Genomic DNA, 24,199 nt, shown 5'->3' with positions numbered 1-24,199 from the left:
ACGGTCGCTAGACATTCGGAGTGTCATGATCGCCAGCCGCTGACGTATGCCTCTTTTGGAGGAGGGTACGATGTCGGACTTTAGTTTCATCAAGACTCATCGAACATGGGAAGATTGGTGCGGGATGCTGCTCGGCGCGCTGATTGTCGCATCGCCGTGGTTCCCCATCCAGGATCACTCGCCGATCGTCGAACGCCAGACGATGATCCTGAACACGGTCGCAATCGGCCTCGTCGTATTTGGCCTGAGCCAGCTCGAATATGTCGCGTTGCAGCGCTGGCAGGAGGTGGCGACGATCCTGGTCGGGCTGTGGCTTATCGTCTCGCCCTATGTGTTCGGTTATTCCGGCGAAGGTTTTCTCCGGATCTACCATACGAGTCTGGGAGCGGTAGCGGTGATCCTCGGCGTGCTCCAGCTGTGGCAGGACTGGGATCTGAGTGACCAGGATATGCTGAAGCATGGGCAATAGGCGGTAGATTTGAGCAGGCCTGCCGCGCGCTTGGCGGGCCTGCGCTCGCTATCTCTTCACCAGATCCGCATACTCCGGATGTTTCTCGATCCACGCCTTCACGAACGGACATTGCGGGATCAGTTTCAAGCCGGCCGCGCGGACCTGGTCGAGCGCGCCTTGCACCAGCTTCGAGCCGACGCCCTTGCCACCGAGCTCCTTCGGCACGTCGGTATGCTCGAAGGTGATGACGTTGCCGTCGAGCTTGTAGTGTTCGGTCGCGAGATGGCCCTCCACCTCCAGCTCGAAGCGATGATCGGCCTTGTTATCGATGACGTCGCTCATGGTGTCTCCCGTCAGGTCTTCAACGAGTCCGTCAGCATCTTGCGGATCGACCAGGCCTCGCCGTCGGACGAGCCCTTGATGTCGTCGATCCGCCAGCTGTTCGCCTCGCGCACGAAGTCATAGCGCACGATCTGGTCGGCGGGTTTGCGGTCGTTGCGGTGGCCGGTGATGGTCACCGCGATCGTCGCCTTGTCAGCCTCCACCTTCTCCGCGTCAACCTTGAAGGATTTCACGTCCGGTTCCTGCGAGTTGGTGACAGGATCGAAATCGACCGGACCAACGTCGCCCTTCGGCGTATGCGCATCCGCCTTGGCCCACAGCGCGACCAGCGCCCTGGAGAGATATTTTGTTTTGGCCGCCTTGTTCTCGATGACGAAGGCGCCGCCGCCATCGCCTTTGCCCTTGGCCGCGCGCGTGTAGATGGCGGTCAGGATCGCGACGGGGTCGCTGGAGGCAGGCATCACGGCGAATGCCGGAGCGGCGGAGGCAAGCAGAGAGGCGGCGACGAAGGTCCGACGGGTGAGCATGAAATGTCCCTGAGATACTGACGTGCGATCGCAGGGCCGGAGCGGCCGGCGTCAGCGCGTATCTCTGTAGACCGATGGAGCGGCCGCTCGGTTCAATCGGTCGCTTTGGCGAGCCTGGAATCTTCAGATTGCGGCTGCGGGCGGAGGCAACCCTGGCAGATGACGAGGGAGCGGGTGACCCTGGCGTCCTGCTCGGCCTCGATGCCGTCCTGGGCCTGCCACCATTCCTTCGAATAGGGCTGAAGTCCGGCTTGCGACCTGTTGCGCTCGGAGCCGGCGTCGGCGCGGGTGGCACGCGGAGCCCCGGAACGTGGCTGGTTGGGATCCTCGCCGGCGCCGTCCCAGGCATAGCGCGCAGGCTTGAAGGCGGGGTCGGCGGAGAGGTGCGCCTGAGGCGCCACGGCACATCCGGCGAGCGCCAGCGACAACAGGAGGAAGGCGGGCGCTTTGACCATGATGCGGCACTCTGTACGCGAGAACTGGCTGAGGTTGCGCCGATCATGTTTAAAATTCCCTGAACGGTCGCGGCTGCGCCGGCGACAAACGCGAATGCGATATCTGACCCTCCTGCTCACACTGCTCGCCACCGCTGCGCGCGCCGACGATGCAAGACCGTTCAATCCGGCCGACTATCCGCCCGGCGTGCAGCAGGCGCTGCGCTACGCCAATGAGGAATGCGACAGCCAGGATGGTGGCCTGGTGACCTTCGCGCCGGACACCGTGCGCAAGATCGACCTGACCGGCGACGGCCGTGAGGACTACATCGTCGATTTTCGCGACACCAAATGCGGGGAGCGCGAGACCACCTATTGCGGAACCGGCGGCTGCGTCATGAACGTCCTGGTGACTCTGCCCGACGGCAGCGTGCGCCCCGTGTTCGACGGTTATGTCCGCAGCTACAAGATTTTGCCGCAGCCGATGAAGCGCGGCGCGGCGCGCACCATTCGCTTCGATCTGCACGGCAGCTATTGCGGCGGTTTCGGTGCGCAGGCCTGCTGGAAGGAGAAGGCCATCACGGCGACGCCGTTTGCGTTCAAGCAGCCGTAGGGCAGATGCGCGACCGGCGGCCTTGCTACACCGCATTCGATGGCGATAAATGGGCTGCAAGGAGCGGGCGGCTCGTGCGCCGCCCGCCGTCGAAGAGGAAGCCCGATGCAGCCCCTGCGCATGTCCCGCCGCGTCATGAATCTCGCTCACATGCTGACCCAGAATGCGCGGCGGCATGGGGCGCGCCCCGGCTTCGTCTGGGGTGACAAATCCTGGACCTGGCGCGAGATCGATGCGCAGGTCTCGGCGCTGGCCGCCGCACTCGCCGCGCGCGGCATCGCCAAGGGCGACCGCATCCTCGTCCACTCCAAGAACGGCGATGAGATGTTCTTCTCGATGTTCGCCGCGTTCCGGCTCGGTGCGGTCTGGGTGCCCACCAATTTCCGCCTGATGCCGGATGAGGTTACCTATCTCGCGCAGGCCTCCGGCGCGAAGGCGTTCCTGTGCCACGTCGATTTTCCCGAGCACGCTGCAGCCGTGAAGGGCGGTGCGTTGGAGTTCACCTGGAGCGTCGACGGCAAGGGCTCGTTCGGCGAGCGCTCGGTGGCGGAAGCCATCGCCTCGCAGGCCGGTGCAAGCGTTGCGAACGTCGCCGTCGAGCACGACGATCCCTGCTGGTTCTTCTTCACCTCCGGCACCACCGGCCGCTCCAAGGCCGCGGTGCTGACCCACGGCCAGATGGGTTTTGTCGTCACCAACCATCTCGCCGATCTCACCCCCGGCGTCACGGAAGCGGATGCGTCGCTGGTGGTGGCGCCACTATCGCATGGCGCCGGCGTGCATCAGCTGGTGCAGACCGCGCGCGGCGTGTGCACCGTGCTGCTGCCGACGGAGAAATTCGACATCGACGAGGCGTTTCGCCTGATTGAGGCGCATCGGGTCAGCAATCTCTTCACGGTGCCGACGATCCTGAAGATGATGGTCGAGCATCCCGCCGCCGACAAATACGATCATTCCTCGCTGCGTCACGTGATCTATGCCGGCGCGCCGATGTACCGCGAGGACCAGAAGGCCGCGCTGAAAAAGCTCGGCAAGGTCATCGTGCAGTATTTTGGCCTCGGCGAGGTCACCGGCAACATCACCGTGCTGCCGGCGGCGCTGCATGATCCCGAGGACGGGCCCTATGCGAAGATCGGCACCTGCGGCTTCGAGCGCACGGCCATGCAGGTCTCGATCCAGGACGACGAGGGCCGTGAGCTGGTGGCCAACCAGAGCGGCGAGATCTGCGTGATCGGGCCTGCCGTGCTGGCCGGCTACTACGACAACCCCGAGGCCAATGCCAAGGCGTTCCGCGACGGCTGGTTCCGCACCGGCGACCTCGGCCACATGGACGAGGAGGGGTTCGTCTACATCACGGGACGCGCCTCGGACATGTACATCTCCGGTGGCTCCAATATCTATCCGCGCGAGATCGAGGAGAAGATCTTGACGCATCCTGCGGTCGGCGAGGTCGCCGTGCTCGGCGTGCCCGATGCGACCTGGGGCGAGGTCGGCGTCGCCGTCTGCGTAGCGCGCGAAGGCGAGAAGCCGGTGAGCGAAGCCGAGATGGCGGCGTTCCTCCTGCCGAAGGTGCCGCGCTACAAGATGCCGAAGCGGTTCTTCTTCTGGGAGGCGTTGCCGAAGTCCGGCTATGGCAAGATCCCGAAGCGCATGGTGCGCGATGAGCTCGAGGCGCGCGGGCTGCTCGATCTCGACAACAAGCAGGTGGGCTGAGCATACGCGATGCGAAGTATCAAGCAGCCGGGCGCGCCTGTCGCCGAACGCATCCAATGGGTCGAGGCGAGGGGGCGCGCGTTCTCGTTCAGGCTCGAAGCGGGTCTGCCGCTCCTAGAAGCCGCGCGGCGTGGTTTTGCGGCAGAGGGATTTGCCGGTGGCGTGCTGAGTTTCGGCAGCGCTGCGCTCGGACCATTCGCATACGTGATGCCGGCGCTGTCGAAGACAGGTGAGAACGCAGCGTTCTACAGCGACACTTTCCGCCCCAGCGGCGTGACGCGGACGAAACTCGGCAGCATGACGCTCGGTATGCGCGATGGCGCCCCGTTCTTTCATTGCCACGGGCTCTGGACGGAGGCGAACGGCAAGGCAAGCGGCGGCCACATGCTGCCGGACGAGACTGTTGTCGCCGAGCCGTTCGAGGTCGAAGCGTTCGGCATCGACGGCGCGATGTTCACCGCGGAGCCCGATCCCGAGACCAATTTCAAGCTGTTCGGGCCGGTGCCCGGCGTGAGCACCGGCGCGCGTACGACAAGCCGCGCCTTCGCGCTGCGGCTGCGGCCCAACCAGGATTTTGCCGGCTGCCTCGAAGCGTTCTGCCGCGCGCATGGCATCGCACGCGCGAAGATTCATGGCGGCGTCGGTTCGACCATCGGCGCGCGCTTCACCCATGGCGGGGTGACCGAGCCGTTCGCGACCGAGCTCGCCGTGACAGCGGGGACGATCGTACAGGGCAGTTCGGGCGCACCGGAGGCGGCGCTCGACATTGCCCTGATCGACTACACTGGCGGCATTGCGGAGGGCCGTCTGATCCGTGGGGATAATCCCGTGCTGATGACCATGGAGCTGGTGCTCGAGGTGTTGGGCTAGTACCGGCGAGCGATCATCAGTGAGCACGCAGCTTGGCGATGGCCAAGAACGTGGATTCACTTATCCCTGATATGCCCGAGCTCGATCCTTGAAAGAGGTTGAGCAAGGGAGATTGACCCTGGCCGATGCTCTCGCCGTTTCTGACGTCATACATGGCGGAGAACCGGCTCAACAGTTTTTCAACCTTCGCCGGATCGGAAAGATCCTTGATCTTCATGAATTTGTCCACGACCTTGGCTTGCTGATCGATCTGCATCGAGGCCATCGAGTCAGGCAAATCGAAGGTGGTTCTGAACACCTCTGAAAGAGCCTTGTCGGCAAGGATGTCGTATGCGGACGTGATTTCTCCCGCCTTTCGCTGGAAATAGAGCGCAAGGCGTACGCCGGGATTCGTATCACCCTGCTGCTGCTCCAGGCTTTGCTGGAGATAGTTCGCCTGTGTTTCCCGGAATTGATCTCTCTTTTGAGGACCCATCATCGGGAGGCGCGCGACGTTACCCTTGCTGTCGAAATTGAACGACGCAACGATTTCGGCAAAGCGAGGATCGCTCTGCGTGTTCGCGAAGCTCTTTGGATTGTTCAGGTCGGAGGCGAAGATCTTCTTGAGAAAATCGGTGCTGACCTTCCTGGGGTCCAAACCCTTTGCCAGGAGAATAAAATCGACCATCGGCCTGTTTGCGAGAAGATCGGAAACACTGTCGATGCCGGTGATGGCCTCCTGATAAGCCGTCGCATCCTTCGTGGCCTGTGCCCGAACTGCGGCCTGCTGCTGGGTGGTTGCCGTGCTTGCGCTCTTCACCGCTCCAAGGACGTATTCCCTCGCGATCTGGAGGACCTGAGCCGAGTCTTGAGCCACCAAGGGGGTCGTCAGATTGCCCTTTGCGTCGAAGTTGAAGGCGCGTGCGAGCTCTACGTACCGATTGTCCTTGAGGGTATAGACGTAGCTCTTGGGGTCGTTGACGTCGCTTTCGAGGACCGCCTTGATCGTCGCCTTCGAGACCATTCCGGGATCGAGGCCGACGGCGCCCAGCGCAAAATCATACACGCCAGGTGTCGATACGAACGCCTGGACTGAATTGATCTTGCTGAGGTCCGTTCTGAATTGCTTGATCGCCAAAGCTTCGTATATCGGGCTTGCCGCCGAATAGACGGCGGCCTTGCTGTCGTCGAACCGCTTTTTCGTGATCGCGACATTTGCGGCAGTCTGGGCGGACACGCCTGACGGAAGCGACCCGTCGGGCGAGAACTCGAACGCGCCGGCCAGGTCTACAAACCCGCCAATCGTCGCTATCTGGTCACTGAGGCTGGAAATGCTTTTCGTATATGACTCCAGGTGACTTTTTTCGACCAGGATCTGGATGTTCAACTGGGTCACGTCGGCGCCCGGTTGCGATAGTTGGGCCTTGTAACCGGTTATCTTTAGATCAGCGGCGCTGGCGTCCGATTTGGCTTGAGCAAGCTGGGCGTTGAGGCCGGTCAACTGAGAAGCGAAGGTGGTGTTGACGTAGCTATTTGGATCGGACGGATCGCTGCGCAAGACCTGACTTATCGTGTCACCCGGCCACTTGCTTTGATCGATCCCGTATGCCGAGTAGACATAGTTGCGAAGACGGTCGTTGTTCAGGAGTTGGTCTGCACTGCTGATCTTGCCGATTTCAGCGCTGTAGTAATTCGAGTCTGCGGCAAGCGCATCGACCTGGCTCTTCTTGGTCGTCGTGTACAGACCGATCATCTCGTCGGTCCGGTCTCCCGATTGCGCAACTGGCGTGGCACTGCCATTGAAGGAGAATGCCGCGGCAAACTCCCGGTAGCGCTTGTCTACCAACTTGTTGACGAAGCTCTTTGGGTCGGAGAGGTCGCTCTCCAGCACCTTCTTCATGAAAGCCTTGGCGTAGGCCATGTCTTCCAGGCCATATGCCTTCATCGCATAATGATACAGGCGATAATCTTTCATAAGATCATCGACGGTCCGCACCTTGCCGATGTTGGCTTTGTAATAGGCGGATTCTCGCGCGACATCGGGTTGCTGTTCAACCCGCGTCAGGGACTGCTTGAGATGGTGCGCAATGTAGTTGTAGCTGAAATACGTTGATACCATCGCGCATTCCTCGCGGCTCTACGGTCCTGGACTTCCGTCAATCATTGCCGGGTCGCGGGGTGGGGGCTGGCCTCATGCCAGCAAGCTGTCTCGCAGCAACGTTTTCTTAAGGCGATTCTTTGCTGCAATCTTAGGTTTTAATTTGCGTCCAAGTGACGCATGGCGGGTTTTGTTGCTGTATGTTTCTCAGGTGCTGCTTTCGCGAGGATTGTGTTCCTGATATGTTCCAGTCGAAATATCGACCGGAGCGGGTTGGAAGCAGAGCATGAGCCGACGAAGCAATCGCACCATCAACCTGCCGGCGCCGTATCTGAAGCGGGTCTGGCTCGATCCGTCGCGAGTTCACGATCGCGAGGCATATCCGTTTTGCCTGCCCATCTTCCCGGATGATTTCGAGCTCAACTTCGACGCCGCCATCACGATCATCGTCGGAGAGAATGGCACCGGGAAGTCGACGATCCTCGAGGGTATCGCAGCGCTTGCCGGCTACGACGATGCGGGTGGAGGCAAGGGCTACATGCCCGTCGACCATTCCGAAGCGCGGGAGAAGATGGGCGGCCAGCTTTCCAGGGCCTTGCGCGCAAGCTGGCTGCCGAAGATCACCAACGGCTGGTTTTTTCGCGCCGAGAGTTTTTTCTCGGTCGCGCGATATCTCGACAAGGCCGCACGTGATGCCGGCCAGGCCGGCCCCGACTTCCTGTCGCATTCCCATGGCGAAGGTTTTCTGCGCTTCTTCGAAGAGCGCTGCCAGCGCCAGGGTATCTTCATCTTCGACGAGCCGGAATCGGCGCTGTCGCCGGCGCGTCAGATCGAATTCCTGAAGCTCTTGCGACGCATGGACGATTCCCGCATCTGCCAGGTCATCATGGCAACCCATGCGCCTCTGCTGATGGCTTATCCCAACGCGCGTCTGCTGCGGTTGGGCAAATACGGCCTGGAGCCGACGACGGTGGAGCAAACCGATCATTACCGGGTGATGCGCGAATTCTGCGACGATCCGCGCGGGTTCGTGGAGGCGACACTGGCGGAGTAGGCGAGGGCGCGCTCCCACGGCACTCGCTGATGCATGGGCCCCGGCTCTGCAGCGCATCGCCGAAGGGGCGCTGCGCTGCGTCCGGGGCACGAGAGCTGAATTCATCTCGCATCCTATCCAGATCGCACACGCGACTTCTCGTTCTCGCGGCCTACTGCGCCCGAGCTTTGCTGTGGTCACCACCCCCAAAAGTGCCGAGGGCGCAGGGAAGGCCGGGTGCCGGCTGGCACCCGCGGTCCACTGTGCGGAAATTGCGCTACGAAGTTTGCACAGTGGCATACAGGTGAAGCCAAACATCCGGCCTTCCCTGCGCAGTGGTTTTACGGCTTATGCCGAGCTCTCCCCGGGGAGCGATGCACTATTGCCCCCGTCACCTTGCGGATGACTGATGCGCGCGGCCCGGTCGGGCCGCCACATCACCGCAAGACTTGGCGCACAGGCTCCGGGCGCCAGGACGGCACGGTTTTACCGTACACAGGCTGCACCGGTCGTGTGCGCGCAGGCCGTTCGCTCACGGTTGCCCGCCCTGCAAACCACCTTCGCGCCGACGCTGCCTGCGTCCACCACGTCCCATCCCGCGTGTCGTGACGATCGCGATAACGCCCCTCGGCCCGGGGTGGGATGGCTTTCTATATGATAATCCGAAATACGGATAAAGAGAATTATTTCTGCGTGGTGCGGTTGACCCGCCCATTGGGTGTTTTGCTCGCCGGGCAGCGCAATGGGTGGTTGTGGGACGCGCGAGCGCGCGCCGCAACGCCGCCATGAACAGGTCTCCCCTCGGCCGCAAAATGCGTTACCATGATCCCAGCGCGCTTCAAGTCGCGCACGATCCACGAGACGCATGAGGAAACGAGATGAGGGTGACGATTGGACGGCGCACGGTCATGGGCGCGGTGCTGACTGCCGCGGGCGCGGTGGCTTTGACGGCGGCGTTTGGCCCGGCCTGGGCACATGGGCCGACCCGGCAGAAGGTGCGCGAATCCATCGAGATCAATGCGCCGCCGGCCAAGGTGTGGGCCGCGATCGGCAATTTCCAGGACATGAGCTGGCTCCCGCCGGTTACCAAGACCGAGGGCGAGAAAGGTAATGAGATCGAAGCGACGCGGCGGCTGACCCTGACGGGAGGCGCCACCGTCGATGAGGAACTCTACAAGTTCGACGCTGCCGCGATGACCTATTCCTACCGGATCACCAAGGTGGACGTGAAGGTGCTGCCGGTCACCAATTATTCCTCGACGCTGACGGTGACGCCGAGCGCCGACGGCAAGGGCGCGACGCTGGAATGGGCGGGCGCGTTCTACCGCGGCTTCCCCAACAACGATCCGCCGCCTGAGCTGAGCGACGAGGCCGCGGTGAAGGCGGTGAAGGGGCTCTATCAGGCCGGGCTCGAAGCGCTGAAGAAGAAGATCGAGAGCGGAAGCTGACCGTGCGGGCGCGGGTCCTGGCGGCGCTCGCCGCCAGCCTTTGCGCTGCCAGTATTGGCGGCGCGTCCGCTGAAGAGGCATTCGTCACCAACCAGCTCAGCGACGATCTGATGGTCGTGGACCTCGCGACGTCGCGCAGCGTCGCGACCATCCCGATCGGCGGCAAGCCGGCCGGCGTGGCCGTCAGCGCGGATGGGCGCTTTGCCTATGTCACGAGCCCCGACGCCAAGGCGGTGACCGTGGTCGACGCCGCAACGCGGCAGGTCTCGGGGCGAATCGAGGTCGGCGGCGGGCCGCTCGGCATTGCCGTGACGCCCGATGGCAAGACGCTCTACGTCGCCGACTGGTATGCCGCCGCGGTGCGGGTGATCGATACGGCCACGCGCAGCGTCACCGCCAGCATTGCGGTCGGCGCCTCACCGTCGGGGCTCGCGGTGACGCCTGACGGCAGGCTGCTGCTCTCGGCGGACCGCGACGACGACAGTATCTCGGTGGTGGATACCGCAACGCGTGAGCGCAGGGCGACCATCAAGGTCGGCACCCGTCCGTTCGGCGTCACCATCGATGCCGAGGGAAAACGCGCCTACACCGCCAATGTCGGCTCCAACGACGTCTCCGTGATCGACATCGCCGCGAGCCAAGAGATCGGCCGCGTGCCGGTCGGGATGCGTCCCTATGCGGTGGCGCTGACGCAGGGCCGCGGCTTCGTCACCGACCAGTATGGCGGCACCGTCAGCGTGTTCGATCTGGCGACGCTGAGGCCGATCAAGCGGATCAATGTCGGCGACTATCCCGAAGGCATCAATGCGACCGCCGACGGCAAGCGCGTCATCGTCGCCTGCTGGGAGAGCAACACATTGAGCATCATCGATGCCACCGAGCTGAAGCTGATCGGCGAGGTCAAGACCGGCGACGGCCCGCGCGCGTTCGGGGCGTTTCTCAGGCGGACGGAGTAGGGGGCGTGGGGTGGGCAAAGGCGCAGCGCGCCGTGCCCACCATCTCTCCGCTGCCTCGGCACGCAATGGTGGGCACGCTTCCGCCTTCGCTCTTCGAGCTACGGCGGACAAGTCGCTTTGCCCACCCTACGGCACCTTCGGCGCGGCAAAATCCTTCAACTTCAGGAAAAAGTCCTTCAGGATCGGGTTGCGATCCACATAGGTCACGTAGCGGATCGGATGCCGCCGTCGATCGATGCTCCACGTGACCTGATCCGTGAGAACCGGGGCCGGGATGATCACGCTCGGTGTCCACGCGGGATTCAGCAGCCAGCCGACCGGCGCCATGTCCCAGATCTCCTTGGCCCAACCCAGATGGTCGGACGAATAGTCCTTGAAGCGCATGGCGAGGAACGCGCCGATGCTGCCATGCGGTTCGACGTAGCGCTCGATCTCCGGCACCGTGCTGTGAAGGTGCGAGGTGACGCCTTTGCATGGCACGAGCACGAGCGGCACGCCGCTGTCGAACAGCACCTGCGCGCCGCCGACGTCCTGCTTGAGGTTGAACTCGATCGTGTGCGGCCATTCCAGCGCGTGACCGCCAAGCCAGACCACGACCACGCGGTCGATGATGTCGGGGGCCTTGAGCAGCGCCGAGGCGATATTGCTGATGGCGCCGATGGCAATGACGTAGAGCGGATTGTCAGGGGAGCCTGCGCGCGCCCGGGCCACGAGGTCGTTGACGGCGGGGGCCGCCTGCGCCGTCTTGCCGGGGCCGACATAATCGGTGACGCCGCGATGGACGAGGCCGTCCGGCGCGACGTCGAGGCGCTCCAGCAGGCGAAGGATTTCCTGGTAGCTCAGCTCCATGCCGTGGCCGGGACTGTCGGCGCGTGTGTTGAAGAACGGCGCGGCGTAGATCGCCTCGACGTCGAACCGGTCCTTCGACAGCAGCATCTGCACCAGCGCGAATTGATCGTCGATCTCGTTGTAGGTGTCGGTGTCGAGCACCACGCGCACCTTGCCGACCGGCGGCTCCAGCAGTTTGAGGCGGGCTGCGTCCGAGAGTGTCATCACCGTCTCCTTGGGCCGGGCGTGCCGATTGCGGATCAGGCCTTGAGCGAAATCCGGCAGACCACGTCTGCGATCTCATCCATCTGCGCGAACATGTGATCGGGCGCAAGCGCCCGCAGCGCCGCCGGCGCAGCGTAGCCCCAACTCACCGCGCCGCAGGCAATCCCCACCGCCCGCGCCGCCTCGATATCGCGGACCTCGTCGCCGATCGCGATCACGCGGCCTGGCTCCACGCCCGCGCGCCGGATCACGCGGCGGAATTTCGCGGGCTTGCCGAACAGCGACGCCGCGCAGTCGAAATGCGCGAACAGGGCGGCGGACTCGCCAAGCTTCTCGCGCGCATTGGCTTCGCTATCCGACGTCACCAGCGCTAGCTGCACGCCGTTCCCGGCCAGCGTCCGCAGCATCGTCTCGACGCCCGCAAACAGCGGAATCTCGGCCGCCGCCTCCGCCTTCAGCCGCCGCGCATGCCGCGCGATCGCCGGCAGCTTCCACAGCGGCACCTCGAGCCGGGCGAGGATCTCGCGCGACGAGGCATGTCGCAGCGCTTCGATTTCGTCATCCGCGACGCGGCGAAAATTGAAGCGATCGGCGACATCGTTGATGGTGCGCAGGAACCACGGAAAGCTGTCGGCCAGCGTGCCGTCGAGATCGAAGATGACGAGGGAGTAGGGCATGGAGGAGGTTTTGGAGTTCGCGGAAAAACGTGATGTGGCGTGCTATTATTTCAGGAGAATTCGAGGACAGTCATGCGACACGAGCGCATTGAAATCAACCCTGCGATCATGGATGGCAAGCTCGTTATCCGTGGGACGCGTGTGCCGGTCGAATTGGTGTTGCGGGAGCTGGGGCTGGCATGACGACCAAGGCCATCATCTCGGAATAACCGCTCTGGCTCGTGAACGAATGCGTGGCAGAGTGTGTCACCGCAATTTGCGCACGTGAACATTGATGTCGAGATCGATGTTGCTGACGCAGGTCTGCGTAGTCCGGTGAGAGCCGCCCTCGTGCCAGTGGCCATCGCGCGTGCGGGCGTTGGCGATATTGGCGAGCTTCAGGCATCGCCATTGCGGCAGCGGTCCGCTGCTTTCGCCGCCGAACTGCCAGGCGAGGACGGCTTCCTCACCCATCTTGTTGGTGCCGATGATGTGGGGGCAGAGCTCGCGATAGCGCCCCTCGTAGATGCAGGTTACCTGCTGCTCGGCGAGGATTGCCTTGCGGAAGAGCGTGTAGGTGCGGCTGGGCATCGCGGACACTCGCAGACTTTCCCCGATGATCCCGCTGACGAGGCGGAGTGAACTCTACTCCGCCGCCTCGCTCGTGCTCCGCCGCTTCGGCTTCCGCGCCTTCTTCAGCACCGGCTCCAGGAACTTGCCAGTATAGCTCCGCGGCGCTTTCGCGATATCCTCCGGCGGGCCCCAGGCGACGATTTCGCCGCCGCCGTCGCCACCTTCGGGGCCGAGGTCGATGACCCAGTCGGCGGTCTTGATGACTTCGAGATTGTGCTCGATGACGACGACCGTGTTGCCCTGGGCGACCAGCTCGTGCAGCACCTCCAGCAGCTTCTTGACGTCGTGGAAGTGCAGGCCGGTGGTCGGCTCGTCCAGGATGTAGAGCGTGCGGCCGGTGGCGCGCTTGGACAGCTCCTTGGCGAGCTTGACGCGCTGGGCTTCGCCGCCCGACAGGGTCGTGGCCTGCTGGCCGACATGGATATAGTCGAGGCCGACGCGGTGCAGGGTCTGGAAGGTCTCGCGCACGCGCGGCACCGCCTTGAAGAAGTCGGCGGCTTCCTCGACGGTCATGTCGAGCACGTCGGCGATGCTCTTGCCCTTGAACAGGACCTCCAGCGTCTCGCGGTTGTAACGCTTGCCCTTGCAGACGTCGCAGGTGACGTAGACGTCGGGCAGGAAGTGCATCTCGATCTTGATGACGCCGTCGCCCTGGCAGGCCTCGCAGCGGCCGCCCTTGACGTTGAAGGAGAAGCGGCCGGGCTCGTAGCCGCGCGCCTTCGCTTCGGGCAGGCCGGCGAACCATTCGCGGATCGGCGTGAAGGCGCCGGTGTAAGTCGCGGGATTCGAACGTGGCGTGCGGCCGATCGGCGACTGATCGATGTCGATGATCTTGTCGATGTGCTCGAGACCCTCGATGCGATCGTGGGGTGCGGCGCCTTCGCTGGCGTTGTTCAGCTTGCGGGCGATGGCCTTGTAGAGCGTGTCGATCAGCAGCGTCGACTTGCCGCCGCCGGAGACGCCGGTGACGGCCGTGAACAGGCCGAGCGGAATCTCGGCCGTGACGTTCTTGAGGTTATTGCCGCGCGCGTTGACCACCTTGATGGTGCGGCGATGGTTCGGCGGGCGCCGCTCCGGCACCTCGACCTCGAGCTCGCCGGTGAGATATTTGCCGGTGAGCGATTTCGGGTTGCGCATGATCTCGGCGGGGGTGCCTTCGGCGACGATGTTGCCGCCATGCATGCCGGCGCCGGGCCCGATGTCGAGGACGTAGTCGGCGAGGAGGATCGCGTCCTCGTCATGCTCGACGACGATCACGGTGTTGCCGAGGTCGCGCAGGCGCTTGAGGGTGTCGAGCAGGCGCGCGTTGTCGCGCTGGTGCAGGCCGATCGAGGGCTCGTCCAGCACGTACAGCACGCCCGTCAGCCCCGAGCCGATCTGCGAGGCGAGGCGGATGCGCTGGCTCTCGCCGCCGGACAGCGTGCCGGAGGAGCGGGACAGGGTGAGGTAGTTGAGGCCGACGTCGAGCAGGAAGGTGAGGCGCTCGCGGATCTCCTTGAGGATGCGGCCGGCGATCTCGTTCTGCTGCGTGTTCAGCGCTTCGGGCACGGTCTCGAACCATTCGCCGGCCTTCCTGACCGACAGCTCCGAGATCTCGCCGATATGCTTGCCGCCGATCTTGACGCAGAGCGCCTCGGGCTTCAGCCGGAAACCCTTGCAGCCCTCGCAGGGGACGTCGTGGAAATACTTTGCGAGCTCCTCGCGCGCCCACTCGCTCTCGGTCTCGCGATAGCGGCGGTTGATGTTGGTGATGACGCCCTCGAACGGCTTCTTGGTGTCGTAGGAGCGGACGCCGTCCTCGTAGGAGAACTTGATCTCGTCCTCGCCCGAGCCAAGGAGGATCGCGTTCTGCGTCTTCTTCGGCAGATCCTTCCATTTGGTGGTCAGCGTGAACTTGTAGTGCTTGCCGAGCGCGGTCAGCGTCTGAATATAGTAAGGCGACGACGACTTGGCCCAGGGCGCGATCGCGCCCTTACCGATGGGGAGCTCCTTGTCGGGGATGACGAGGTCTTCGTCGACATGCTGCTCGACGCCGAGGCCGCCGCAGGCCGGGCAGGCGCCGTAGGGATTGTTGAACGAGAACAGGCGCGGCTCGATCTCCGGAATGGTGAAGCCGGAGACGGGGCAAGCGAATTTTTCCGAGAACAGGATGCGCTCCGGCCCGCTCTTGTCGTGAATTTTTGCGGTCTTCTTCTTTTCTTCGGCTGGTGCCGCTGCAGGCGCATCGGCGAACTCGACGACGGCGAGGCCCTCCGCGAGCTTCAGCGCGGTCTCAAAGCTCTCGGCGAGGCGCTGGCCGATGTCGGCGCGCACCACGATGCGGTCGACCACGACGTCGATGTCGTGCGGAAATTTCTTGTCGAGCGTCGGCGCCTCCGCAAGCTCATGGAAGGTGCCGTCGATCTTGACGCGCTGAAAGCCCTTCTTGAGCCATTCGGCGAGCTCCTTGCGGTACTCGCCCTTGCGGCCGCGCACGACCGGGGCGAGCAGATAGAGGCGGGTGCCTTCGGGCAGCGCCAGCACGCGGTCGACCATCTGCGAGACGGTCTGGCTCTCGATCGGCAGACCCGTGGCGGGCGAATAGGGCACGCCGACGCGCGCCCAGAGCAGGCGCATGTAGTCGTAAATCTCGGTGACGGTGCCGACGGTCGAGCGCGGGTTCTTCGACGTCGTCTTCTGCTCGATCGAGATCGCCGGCGACAGGCCGTCGATCTGGTCGACATCAGGCTTTTGCATCATCTCCAGGAACTGACGCGCATAGGCCGACAGCGATTCGACGTAGCGGCGCTGGCCCTCGGCGTAGATGGTGTCGAAGGCGAGCGAGGATTTGCCGGAGCCTGACAGCCCGGTGAACACCACCAGCTTGTCGCGGGGGATCTCGACGTCGACATTCTTGAGGTTGTGCTCGCGCGCGCCACGGATCGTAATTGCGCGCAGGCTGGATCCCGCGTTCTGCTGTTGGCGCTTCGCCTTGATCACTTCATCCATCCGAGTTGCCCTCAAGGAATCCCAAAGGTGCGCGATCGCGCCAACAAAAAAGGCGCGCGTCGCCCGGAACCGGGATCGGCGCCGATGGGTATGGCAGCGAACGTAGGAAGAACGGGAGCGGATTTCCAGTGGCGTGTGCGAATCGTCAACGGATTGTTGGCGCGCTGGCGGCATCTGGCAGGAGCAGGGCCCCCGGAACATGCGAAGGGCCGGCGCGAGGCCAGCCCTTCGTTCGCGTTTGAATGCGGATTTGGGGCAATCCGCACATGATCAGGACTTGGAGGTTCCTGTGGGAAGCTTTGTCTCAGTATTTGGCGACGACCGGGCCGCCCCAGCGGTAATTGATGCGGATCAGGCCCATGTCGATATCCTGGCCGATCCGGTCGGTGCGCGGGGCGAAGCCGCCGACGAGCGTTGCGAAGTCGGCGCTATGATGGCCGAGGAAGACATGGTTGTACTCGCCGCCGACCGTCCAGTTCTCGGCAAAGCCCCATTCCACGCCGATGCCGATGGTGTAGCCCCAGCGGGTCTGGTTGACGCTGTTGAACACCGCGGCCGGGACGCCGGGGACGAAGGTGTCGTACTTGTCGTGCGCCACCGCGGCGCCGGCCTTGCCATAGAAGAGCAGGTTGTTGACGGCGTAGCCCATCTGGCCAGTGAACAGGCCGAAGCTGTCGATCTTGGTCTGGTTGGTGAACAGCGGCAGCGCCACGCTGACATTGCTGCCCTTGAAGTCGGCCCAGTTGCCCTGGCCCTCGATGCCGAACACCCAGCGCGACTTCTGCCAGCGATAACCGAGCTGTCCGCCGACCGTGCCACCGCCCGCATTGTGACAGCCTTCGCCAACGGCCGGATCGACAGCGATGCCGAGCGCGCGGGTCACGCCCCAGCAGGCATGGGCCAAGCCGCCGCCGCCGTTGATGCCGGCATAGATGCCGCTCCAGTCATAGACGGGAACGGCGGCCGCCGGCGCCTTGTAGATCGGGAGATCGGCGGCGGTAGCCGGCGCGACCGCACCGAGTGCGAACAGGCTGACCGCAGCCAGCATCCACGTCTTCATGTCACGTCCCCAACTCGCCAAAGCCATTAGCGGACGCCTTGCGCGCGCCTCACGACTCCAAGACGGTTGGGTGCACCCTCGCGCGAAAACAAAAAGGCCGGCGCAAGGCCGGCCTTTCGTAACGCGATGGCGTCGGAGGCGAAGCTTAGTACTTCGCCACGACCGGGCCGCCGAAGGTGTAGTTCAGGCGAACGGTGCCCATGTCGACGTCCTGCTTGATACGGTCGATGCGGTCGTTGAAACCGATAAACGTAAAGCTGACATTGCGGCGGCCCATGAACAGATGGTCGTATTCGATCGCAACGGACCAGTTCGGCGCGAAACCGAATTCGAGGCCGGTGCCGACCGCGCCGCCCCAGCGCGTCTCGCTTGCGCTGTCGAGGACAACGCCGCCGATTAGACCGTTGTACTTGGCGTGCGTGACGGCCGCGCCGCCCTTCACGTACCAGAGCACGTTGTTCCAGGCATAGCCGACCTGGCCGGTGAACAAGCCAATCCCATCGATCTTGGTCTGGTTGACCAGCGGGGGCGGGGCAAGCACCAAGCTCGTATTCGAACCCTTCAGGTTGGCCCAGTCGCCCTGGGCTTCAAGGCCGAACACCCAGTTGGCCGACTGCCAGCGATAACCGATCTGGCCGCCGACGACGCCGCCGGTCGCATTGTGACAGCCTTCAGCCGTGTCCGGACCCGCAATGCCGAAGATGTTGTTGACGTCCCAGCAGTTGCGGCTCGAGGCGCCGCCGCCGTTGATGCCGAGATAGAAGCCGGACCAGTTGTAGATCGAGGCCACAGCAATGGGCGCCTTGGTGTAGGGGCGGGCCGCCAAATCGGCCGCCGAGGCGGGAGCCAACGCGCTGAGTGCGAACAGACTGGCCGAGGCCAGCAAAACCTTCTTCATTTCAATTCCCCAGTTTCGTTTCTCTTTGTCGGCGAAAAACGGCCGACCCAATGACCCAATCGATTTCATTGCTCTACACCATTGAAGCCGAAGGTTGTGTCACCGGGATGCCACAGCTCTCCCCGAAAAACGTTGGGAATCGGTTGGCCTGGATCTGGACGCGCGAAAACAAAAAGGCCGGCGCAAAGCCGGCCTTTCGTAACGCGGTGCGTTGGAAGCGAAGCTCAGTACTTCGCGACCACCGGGCCCCCGAAGTGATAGTTCACGCCGACCTGCACGGTGTGGAAGTTGAGCGTGCCGGTGGGCAGGGCGCCCGAGAAATAGGTCTCGCCGCCGAGGCTGCGATAGAGGTACTCGCCCTTGACCGACCACTGCGGAGCGAAGAACGCTTCGACGCCCGCACCGACGGTCCAGCCGGAGTGCCACTTGCTGTCTGACGCGGTCAGGCCGAGAGCGGAGAGGGTGATCTTGTTGTCGATCCAGGCGTAGCCGCCGGTGCCGTAGAACAGGACCTGATTGACGGCGTAGCCGATACGGCCGCGCACGGTGCCCATGGCATCGGTCTTCGAGCTCGCCGTTGCGGTCACAACGCCGAAGCCGGGAACAACAGTGGCGCCGGTCGCCGAAGCGCTGACGTCAGCCCAGGAACCATCAGCCTCGACGCCGAACACGACGTTGCCGGTCTGCCAGTTGTAGCCGGCGGTGCCGCCGACGAAGCCACCCTTCATCTTCGGGGCGCCGGAACCGTTTTCCCAGGCGCCGCCGCCGACGATACCGAGGTAGAAGCCGGTCCAGTTGTAGACCGAGGCCACCGCCACCGGAGCCTTGGTGTAGGGGCGCGCCGCGAGATCAGCGGCCGAAGCCGGAGCAGCGAGAGCGAACAAACAGGCCGAAGCCAACAAAACCTTCTTCATTTTCAAACTAATCCCAGTCCCGGTTTCTGTTTTTGCCTTCCGTGCGTTCGGAAGGACATCGGACGCCGTGGTCCAACTGATGTCGTGCTTACATCAGCAAAGCCGCAAGTTGTGTCTCCCAAAAGCCACAATAATCGCAAAACGTAACGGTGACTGACCTATAATTCCCGTTGCCCACGCAAAAAGGCCGGCGCGAGGCCGGCCTTTGATCTCCAAGCGATCCCAGAGGGATGTCAGTATCTTGCGATCAGCGGGCCGCCCCAGCGATAGTTCACGCGGACGAGGCCGATATCGACGTCCTGGCTGATGCGATCGGATCGTGTGGCGACGCCGAGCGGGGCGAAATTGCCGGATCCGGTGAAGCCGATGGTGCGGTTGCCGAGGAAGATGTGGTCGTACTCGAAGCCCACGGTCCAGTTCGGGGCGAATCCGAACTCGACGCCCGCACCCACGGTGCCGCCCCAACGGGTCTCGTTGGCCCGGTCGAACTCGAGGCCGCTGGCGACGTCGAAGCTGCGGTAGCGATCGCCGACGACGGCGCCGCCGCCCTTCACGTAGACCAGGACGTTGTTCCAGGCGTAACCGACCTGACCGGTAATCAGGCCGAAGGCGTTGATCTTCGAACGGTCGCGCAGGCCGCTGATCGCACTGATGTTGTCACCCGAGAAATCGGCCCAGTTGCCCTGGCCTTCGAAGCCGAACACCCAGTTGGCTGACTGCCAGCGGTAGCCGACCTGGCCGCCGACCGTGCCGCCGGTCGCGTTGTGGCAGCCTTCGCCTACGAGAACGCCACCGCCGATATCGACGTCCCAGCACTTGTGGCTGGTGCCGCCGCCGCCGTTGATACCGATGTAGAAGCCGCTCCAGTCGTAGATGGTCGCGATCATCGGCGCTGGGGCCTTGGTGTAGGGGCGCGCAGCGAGATCTGCCGCGCTTGCGGGAGCCGACAGCCCCAACGCGATTGCACCAATAGTACCAATCAAAATCTTATTCATTGCAGTCCCCCCAGTTTCTGACCGCTTTTCGAAGTCCCGAAGCGGCTGATCAGGCGCGACGCCTATAAGAATCTAATTCCGCGGCAAGCGTAGCTTAGGCGGGAGGCGGAGTCCGTCTCCGGAATGCAACAGTCGGGCGGCATCTGAACTGCTTCTAACTTGATGAATGTTAAGCTGTTTCGCCGTCCTCAGGAATTCGGGGAAATTCCATTTGGCGCAGGCCCGTCTTTGTGCAGCGCGGTGTCGTCTTGCCAACGCAACAAGATGAGGGGTGTCATAAGAACAAATCTGGAACGAACCCGCCAGGGGTGCTATATATGGGGATAAGTGGAGGGGTGACGGGCCGATCCGTCCGCGCAAGCGTATAGGGTCGCTTCAACAGGTTGCAGAGGACGCGGGCGCGTCCCGGGCCTTCTAAAATTCAGTGGCATTCGGAGTGGAGAGCGACGATGGCGGGAAGCGTCAACAAGGTCATTCTGGTTGGAAATCTCGGCAAGGATCCCGAAATCCGCCGCACCCAGGACGGGCGGCCGATCGCGAATTTGAGCATCGCCACCTCGGAGACCTGGCGCGACAAGAACAGCGGCGAGCGCAAGGAAAAGACCGAGTGGCATCGCGTCGTGATCTTCAATGAAGGGCTCTGCAAGGTTGCCGAGCAGTACCTGAAGAAGGGCGCGAAGGTTTACATCGAGGGCGCGCTCCAGACCCGCAAATGGACCGACCAGAGCGGCGCCGAGAAGTACTCCACCGAGGTCGTGCTCCAGGGCTTCAACTCGACCCTGACGATGCTCGACGGCCGCGGCGGCGGCGGCGGAGGCGGCAGCTTCGGCGACGAGCCGGGCGGCGATTTCGGCTCCTCCGGTCCCGTCAGCAGCGCGCCGCGCCGTGCCGTTGCCGCCGGCGGCGGCGGCGGTGGCCGCAACGGCGACATGGACGACGATATCCCGTTCTGAGGCGGGCGGGGGCGCTTCGCCCCTGATGTCACCTTGCTCGCGTAGAACGACAGGATTCCTTACCAATTGACGGGCAAGGCTCGGTTTTTGCGGGCTTGCCTCATGTGCTGCCTCAAGCTTTGACGAGGCGTGATGTGAATGGTATTAACTTGATGTTAATCCTGTTCACATGGGTTGGCCGTCGACCGGAGAGAGCCCTGCATGAGCGTTGCGCCACTGCTTGAGGCTGCTCCGGCGATCCCGCTGCATGCTTTTGCCGCCATGGCCGCCTTCGTGCTCGGCCTCGTTCAGTTTGCCGCCCCCAAGGGCACGCTGCCGCACCGGACGATCGGCTGGATCTGGGTGGCGCTGATGGCGGTGGTGGCGGCCTCGTCGTTCTGGATCCACCAGATCCGTCTGGTCGGGCCGTTCAGCCCGATCCATCTCCTGTCGATCTTCACGCTGGTGATGCTGCCGCTCGCGGTGTGGCGGGCGCATACCCATCGGGTCGCCGATCACCGGCGTATCATGATCATGACGTTCGTCGGCGCGCTCGTGATTGCCGGGCTGTTCACGCTTGTGCCTGGACGGATCATGCACCGGGTGATTTTCGGGGCCTGAGACGTGGTTCCCAATGGCTCATTCCAGCTCCGTTCGAAGCGATCGTGCTGAGCTCGTAAGTCTCTGGAAAAACAGTCGGAAAAACCGCTTCCCCAGACCTCGCAAGGGTGGTTATCAGGGGGGCGATGCGCTATATGATTCCCAGATAAAATCTCACCGGATTTCCCCTTGGCTGACGACGACAACAAGCCCGGCGACCAGCCGGCGCAACCCTCGGACATTCGTCCCGTTTCCATCTACGAGGAGATGAAGAAGTCCTACCTCGATTACGCGATGAGCGTGATCGTGGCGCGTGCGCTGCCCGATGCGCGCGACGGGTTGAAGCCGGTTCATCGCCGCATCCTCTACTCGATGAACGAGCAGGGGCACACGCCCGACAAGAAGTACGTCAAGTCGGCGCGCGTGGTCGGTGACGTGATCGGTAAATATCATCCGCATGGCGACCAGTCGATCTACGACGCCATGGTCCGGATGGCGCAGGACTTCTCGATGCGCGTGCCGCTCATCGACGGCCAGGGCAATTTCGGCTCGGTCGACGGCGATCCCCCGGCCGCCTATCGGTACACCGAAGCGCGACTGACGAAGGTGGCGTTGGCTCTGCTGGCCGATATCGACAAGGACACCGTCGACTTCCAGCCGAACTACGACAACAACGAAACCGAGCCGTCGGTCCTGCCGGCCAAGTTCCCGAACCTCCTGGTCAACGGGGCGGGCGGCATCGCGGTCGGCATGGCCACCAACATCCCGCCGCACAATCTCGGCGAGGTCATCGACGCCTGCGTCGCGTTGATCGACAATCCTGCGCTCACCATCGAGGAACTCATCAACATCGTTCCGGGACCGGATTTCCCGACCGGCGGCGTCATTCTCGGACGCGCGGGCATCCGCGCCGCCTACCACCTTGGCCGCGGCTCCATCGTCATGCGCGGCAAGGTCGCGATCGAGACCATCCGCAAGGAGCGCGAGGCGATCATCATCACCGAGATTCCCTACCAGGTGAACAAGGCGACGATGGTCGAGCGCATCGCCGAGCTGGTCAAGGAAAAGAAGATCGAGGGCATCGGCGACCTGCGCGATGAATCCGACCGCGACGGCTACCGTGTCGTCATCGAATTGAAGCGCGACGCCGTGCCGGATGTGGTGCTGAACCAGCTGTACAGGTTCACGCCGCTGCAGACGAGCTTCGGCGTCAACATGGTGGCGCTCGACAGCGGACGTCCGCGGATCATGCATCTGAAGGACCTGCTGGCGATCTTCGTCGACTTCCGCGAGCGGGTCGTCACGCGGCGCACCAAGTTCCTGCTCGCCAAGGCGCGCGATCGCGCCCACATCCTGGTCGGTCTGGCGATCGCGGTCGCCAATATCGACGAGATGATCCGCGTCATCCGGACCTCGCCCGACCCGACCACTGCCCGCGACACCCTGATGGCGCGCGACTGGCCGGCACGGGACGTCGAGGACATGCTGACGCTGATCGACGATCCGCGTCACCGCATCAGCGAGGACGGCACGATCCGGCTGTCGATGGAGCAGGCGAGGGCCATTCTCGACCTGCGCCTTCAGCGCCTCACCGCGCTCGGCCGCGACGAAATCCGCGACGAGCTCGACAAGCTCGCCGGCGAGATCGCCGACTATCTCGACATCCTGCGCTCGCGCGCGCGCGTGCTGGGCATCATCAAGACCGAGCTTGCCGAAGTGAAGGCCGAGTTCGCGACCCCGCGCCGCACCGTGATCATCGAGCAGGAGGGCGAGGTCGAGGACGAGGACCTGATCCAGCGCGAGGACATGGTCGTCACCGTCTCCCACGCCGGCTACGTCAAGCGCGTGCCGCTGTCGGCCTACCGGGCGCAGCGCCGCGGCGGCAAGGGCCGCGCCGGCATGCAGACCCGCGACGAGGATTTCGTCAGCCGCCTGTTCGTGGCGTCGACGCACACACCGGTGCTGTTCTTCTCGTCGCGCGGCCAGGTCTACAAGGAGAAGGTGTGGCGCCTGCCGATGGCCGCGCCGAACGCGCGCGGCAAGGCGCTGATCAACATCCTGCCGCTGGAGCAGGGCGAGCGCATCACCACCATCATGCCGCTGCCGGAGGATGAATCGACCTGGGGCAACCTGGACGTGATGTTCGCCACCACCGGCGGCAACGTCCGGCGCAACAAGCTGTCCGACTTCGTCGACGTCCGCCGCTCCGGCATCATCGCCATGAAGCTGGACGAGAATGAAGCGATCGTGGACGTGCAGATCTGCACCGAGCGCGACGACGTGCTGCTGACCGGCGCCGGCGGCCAGTGCATCCGCTTCCCCGTCCCCGACGTGCGCGTGTTTACCGGCCGCACTTCGATGGGCGTGCGCGGCATTGCGCTTGCCGAGGGCGACAAGGTGATCTCGCTGGCGATCCTGCGCCACATGGAGACCACCTCGGACGAACGTTCGGCCTATTTGAAGATGCGTCGTGCGGTGGCCGGCGAAGCCGTGGTCGACGAGGCTCCGGCGGATGCCGAGGCCGAAGAGACGACCTCCGGCAGCTTCCAGCTCCCGCAGGAGCGCTATGTCGAGATGTCGGCGGCCGAGCAGGTCGTGCTCACCGTCTCCGTCAACGGCTACGGCAAGCGGACCTCGTCCTACGAGTACCGCACCACTGGCCGCGGCGGCAAAGGCATCGTCGCCATGAGCGTCAACAACCGCAACGGCAATCTGGTGGCCTCCTTCCCCGTGGAAGACGCCGACCAGATCATGCTGGTCACGGACAAGGGCCAGCTCATCCGCTGCCCGGTCGAAGGCATCCGCGTCGCCGGTCGCTCGACCCAGGGCGTGATCGTGTTCGACACCGCCGAGGACGAGCACGTCGTCTCGGTCGAGCACATCACGGAAGAGGCCGATAGCGGGAACGGCGAGAACGGGAACGGTTCGTAGATCGAGCCGATCCCGTCAGGTGTCGTCCCCGTTGACGGTTGCAATCAACCGGATAGGTCCGGCACGGCACAACGC

General features: G+C 63.7%; 23 protein-coding genes. 11 read left to right on the top strand and 12 right to left on the bottom strand.

The genetic code is table 11. The annotated features are described in order from the left end of the window. Positions 1-70: 70 nt before the first annotated feature. Positions 71-469, top strand: coding sequence for an SPW repeat protein (locus tag ABIA90_RS15690; protein WP_063986354.1), 399 nt, complete (start codon positions 71-73; stop codon positions 467-469). Between the two features lie 48 nt (positions 470-517). On the opposite strand, the gene ABIA90_RS15685 is transcribed toward ABIA90_RS15690, so the two are convergent. The 3 genes from ABIA90_RS15685 to ABIA90_RS15675 form a co-directional block, all read right to left on the bottom strand. Continuing rightward, positions 518-793 (bottom strand): GNAT family N-acetyltransferase, encoded by a 276-nt coding sequence (locus ABIA90_RS15685; protein ID WP_354078814.1) that lies wholly within the window; start codon positions 791-793, stop codon positions 518-520. An 11-nt stretch (positions 794-804) separates the two neighbouring features. Beyond that, entirely contained in the window at positions 805-1,320 is a 516-nt protein-coding gene (locus tag ABIA90_RS15680; RefSeq protein WP_354097593.1) for a DUF3828 domain-containing protein, read from the bottom strand. A gap of 92 nt (positions 1,321-1,412) precedes the next feature. Continuing rightward, on the bottom strand, positions 1,413-1,775 hold the full coding sequence (locus ABIA90_RS15675; RefSeq protein ID WP_282519011.1) for a hypothetical protein: 363 nt from the start codon (positions 1,773-1,775) through the stop codon (positions 1,413-1,415). A 94-nt stretch (positions 1,776-1,869) separates the two neighbouring features. Here ABIA90_RS15675 and ABIA90_RS15670 point away from each other — a divergent pair, with 94 nt between their 5' ends. The 3 genes from ABIA90_RS15670 to ABIA90_RS15660 all read left to right on the top strand — a co-directional run bounded on the left by ABIA90_RS15670 (position 1,870) and on the right by ABIA90_RS15660 (position 4,950). Further along, positions 1,870-2,367, top strand: a complete 498-nt coding sequence (locus tag ABIA90_RS15670) for a hypothetical protein (RefSeq protein WP_354118139.1) — start codon at positions 1,870-1,872, stop codon at positions 2,365-2,367. A gap of 105 nt (positions 2,368-2,472) precedes the next feature. Beyond that, positions 2,473-4,080: an acyl-CoA synthetase gene (locus ABIA90_RS15665; RefSeq protein WP_354118140.1), complete on the top strand. Its 1,608-nt coding sequence runs from the start codon at positions 2,473-2,475 to the stop codon at positions 4,078-4,080. Between the two features lie 9 nt (positions 4,081-4,089). After that, positions 4,090-4,950, top strand: a complete 861-nt coding sequence (locus tag ABIA90_RS15660; protein ID WP_354118141.1) for a PCC domain-containing protein — start codon at positions 4,090-4,092, stop codon at positions 4,948-4,950. A 16-nt stretch (positions 4,951-4,966) separates the two neighbouring features. Here ABIA90_RS15660 and ABIA90_RS15655 read toward each other — a convergent pair whose 3' ends face one another. Continuing rightward, positions 4,967-7,048: a DUF1217 domain-containing protein gene (locus ABIA90_RS15655; protein WP_354118142.1), complete on the bottom strand. Its 2,082-nt coding sequence runs from the start codon at positions 7,046-7,048 to the stop codon at positions 4,967-4,969. Between the two features lie 265 nt (positions 7,049-7,313). On the opposite strand from ABIA90_RS15655, the gene ABIA90_RS15650 reads away from it, so the two are divergent. The 3 genes from ABIA90_RS15650 to ABIA90_RS15640 all read left to right on the top strand — a co-directional run bounded on the left by ABIA90_RS15650 (position 7,314) and on the right by ABIA90_RS15640 (position 10,464). Beyond that, on the top strand, positions 7,314-8,081 hold the full coding sequence (locus ABIA90_RS15650) for an AAA family ATPase (protein ID WP_354118143.1): 768 nt from the start codon (positions 7,314-7,316) through the stop codon (positions 8,079-8,081). An 857-nt stretch (positions 8,082-8,938) separates the two neighbouring features. Further along, positions 8,939-9,508, top strand: coding sequence for an SRPBCC family protein (locus ABIA90_RS15645; RefSeq protein WP_028154383.1), 570 nt, complete (start codon positions 8,939-8,941; stop codon positions 9,506-9,508). 2 nt (positions 9,509-9,510) lie between these two features. Next, positions 9,511-10,464 (top strand): YVTN family beta-propeller repeat protein, encoded by a 954-nt coding sequence (locus ABIA90_RS15640; RefSeq protein ID WP_354118144.1) that lies wholly within the window; start codon positions 9,511-9,513, stop codon positions 10,462-10,464. A 126-nt stretch (positions 10,465-10,590) separates the two neighbouring features. Here ABIA90_RS15640 and ABIA90_RS15635 read toward each other — a convergent pair whose 3' ends face one another. Together ABIA90_RS15635 and ABIA90_RS15630 are read right to left on the bottom strand one after the other, a co-directional pair. Continuing rightward, complete coding sequence (locus ABIA90_RS15635) at positions 10,591-11,517, bottom strand: nucleoside hydrolase (RefSeq protein WP_354118145.1); 927 nt, start codon at positions 11,515-11,517, stop codon at positions 10,591-10,593. 35 nt (positions 11,518-11,552) lie between these two features. Next, complete coding sequence (locus tag ABIA90_RS15630) at positions 11,553-12,194, bottom strand: HAD-IA family hydrolase (RefSeq protein ID WP_354118146.1); 642 nt, start codon at positions 12,192-12,194, stop codon at positions 11,553-11,555. Between the two features lie 72 nt (positions 12,195-12,266). Between ABIA90_RS15630 and ABIA90_RS15625 the strand changes: the two genes are divergently transcribed. After that, a complete protein-coding gene (locus tag ABIA90_RS15625; RefSeq protein WP_225005170.1) occupies positions 12,267-12,377 on the top strand; it encodes a DUF433 domain-containing protein in 111 nt (36 codons plus the stop codon). Between the two features lie 63 nt (positions 12,378-12,440). Here the strand turns inward: ABIA90_RS15625 and ABIA90_RS15620 are convergent, their stop codons facing one another. The 6 genes from ABIA90_RS15620 to ABIA90_RS15595 all read right to left on the bottom strand — a co-directional run bounded on the left by ABIA90_RS15620 (position 12,441) and on the right by ABIA90_RS15595 (position 19,661). Continuing rightward, positions 12,441-12,773: a hypothetical protein gene (locus tag ABIA90_RS15620; protein ID WP_354122457.1), complete on the bottom strand. Its 333-nt coding sequence runs from the start codon at positions 12,771-12,773 to the stop codon at positions 12,441-12,443. A 45-nt stretch (positions 12,774-12,818) separates the two neighbouring features. Continuing rightward, on the bottom strand, positions 12,819-15,794 hold the full coding sequence (uvrA, locus tag ABIA90_RS15615; protein WP_354118148.1) for an excinuclease ABC subunit UvrA: 2,976 nt from the start codon (positions 15,792-15,794) through the stop codon (positions 12,819-12,821). Positions 15,795-16,098: 304 nt separating this feature from the next. Then, a complete protein-coding gene (locus ABIA90_RS15610; RefSeq protein WP_354118149.1) occupies positions 16,099-16,854 on the bottom strand; it encodes an outer membrane protein in 756 nt (251 codons plus the stop codon). A gap of 145 nt (positions 16,855-16,999) precedes the next feature. Beyond that, complete coding sequence (locus ABIA90_RS15605; protein ID WP_354118150.1) at positions 17,000-17,752, bottom strand: outer membrane protein; 753 nt, start codon at positions 17,750-17,752, stop codon at positions 17,000-17,002. Between the two features lie 224 nt (positions 17,753-17,976). Next, positions 17,977-18,666 carry an outer membrane protein gene (locus ABIA90_RS15600; protein ID WP_354118151.1) on the bottom strand — a complete coding sequence of 230 codons (690 nt, stop codon included), beginning with the start codon at positions 18,664-18,666 and terminating at the stop codon, positions 17,977-17,979. 233 nt (positions 18,667-18,899) lie between these two features. Continuing rightward, a complete protein-coding gene (locus tag ABIA90_RS15595; protein ID WP_259257455.1) occupies positions 18,900-19,661 on the bottom strand; it encodes an outer membrane protein in 762 nt (253 codons plus the stop codon). A gap of 449 nt (positions 19,662-20,110) precedes the next feature. Between ABIA90_RS15595 and ABIA90_RS15590 the strand changes: the two genes are divergently transcribed. From ABIA90_RS15590 to gyrA, 3 genes are all read left to right on the top strand, one after another. Beyond that, positions 20,111-20,614, top strand: a complete 504-nt coding sequence (locus tag ABIA90_RS15590; RefSeq protein ID WP_354118152.1) for a single-stranded DNA-binding protein — start codon at positions 20,111-20,113, stop codon at positions 20,612-20,614. A 201-nt stretch (positions 20,615-20,815) separates the two neighbouring features. After that, positions 20,816-21,214: a DUF2306 domain-containing protein gene (locus tag ABIA90_RS15585; protein ID WP_063983161.1), complete on the top strand. Its 399-nt coding sequence runs from the start codon at positions 20,816-20,818 to the stop codon at positions 21,212-21,214. A 168-nt stretch (positions 21,215-21,382) separates the two neighbouring features. Then, positions 21,383-24,124 (top strand): DNA gyrase subunit A, encoded by a 2,742-nt coding sequence (gene gyrA / locus ABIA90_RS15580; protein WP_135213710.1) that lies wholly within the window; start codon positions 21,383-21,385, stop codon positions 24,122-24,124. Positions 24,125-24,199: the final 75 nt, after the last annotated feature.

The sequence above is a fragment of the Bradyrhizobium sp. LA6.8 genome (assembly GCF_040547935.1).
Lineage (GTDB): Bacteria > Pseudomonadota > Alphaproteobacteria > Rhizobiales > Xanthobacteraceae > Bradyrhizobium > Bradyrhizobium barranii.
The sequence above is the reverse complement of the archived record's forward strand: the minus strand, read 5'-3'. Positions and strand labels throughout refer to the sequence as shown.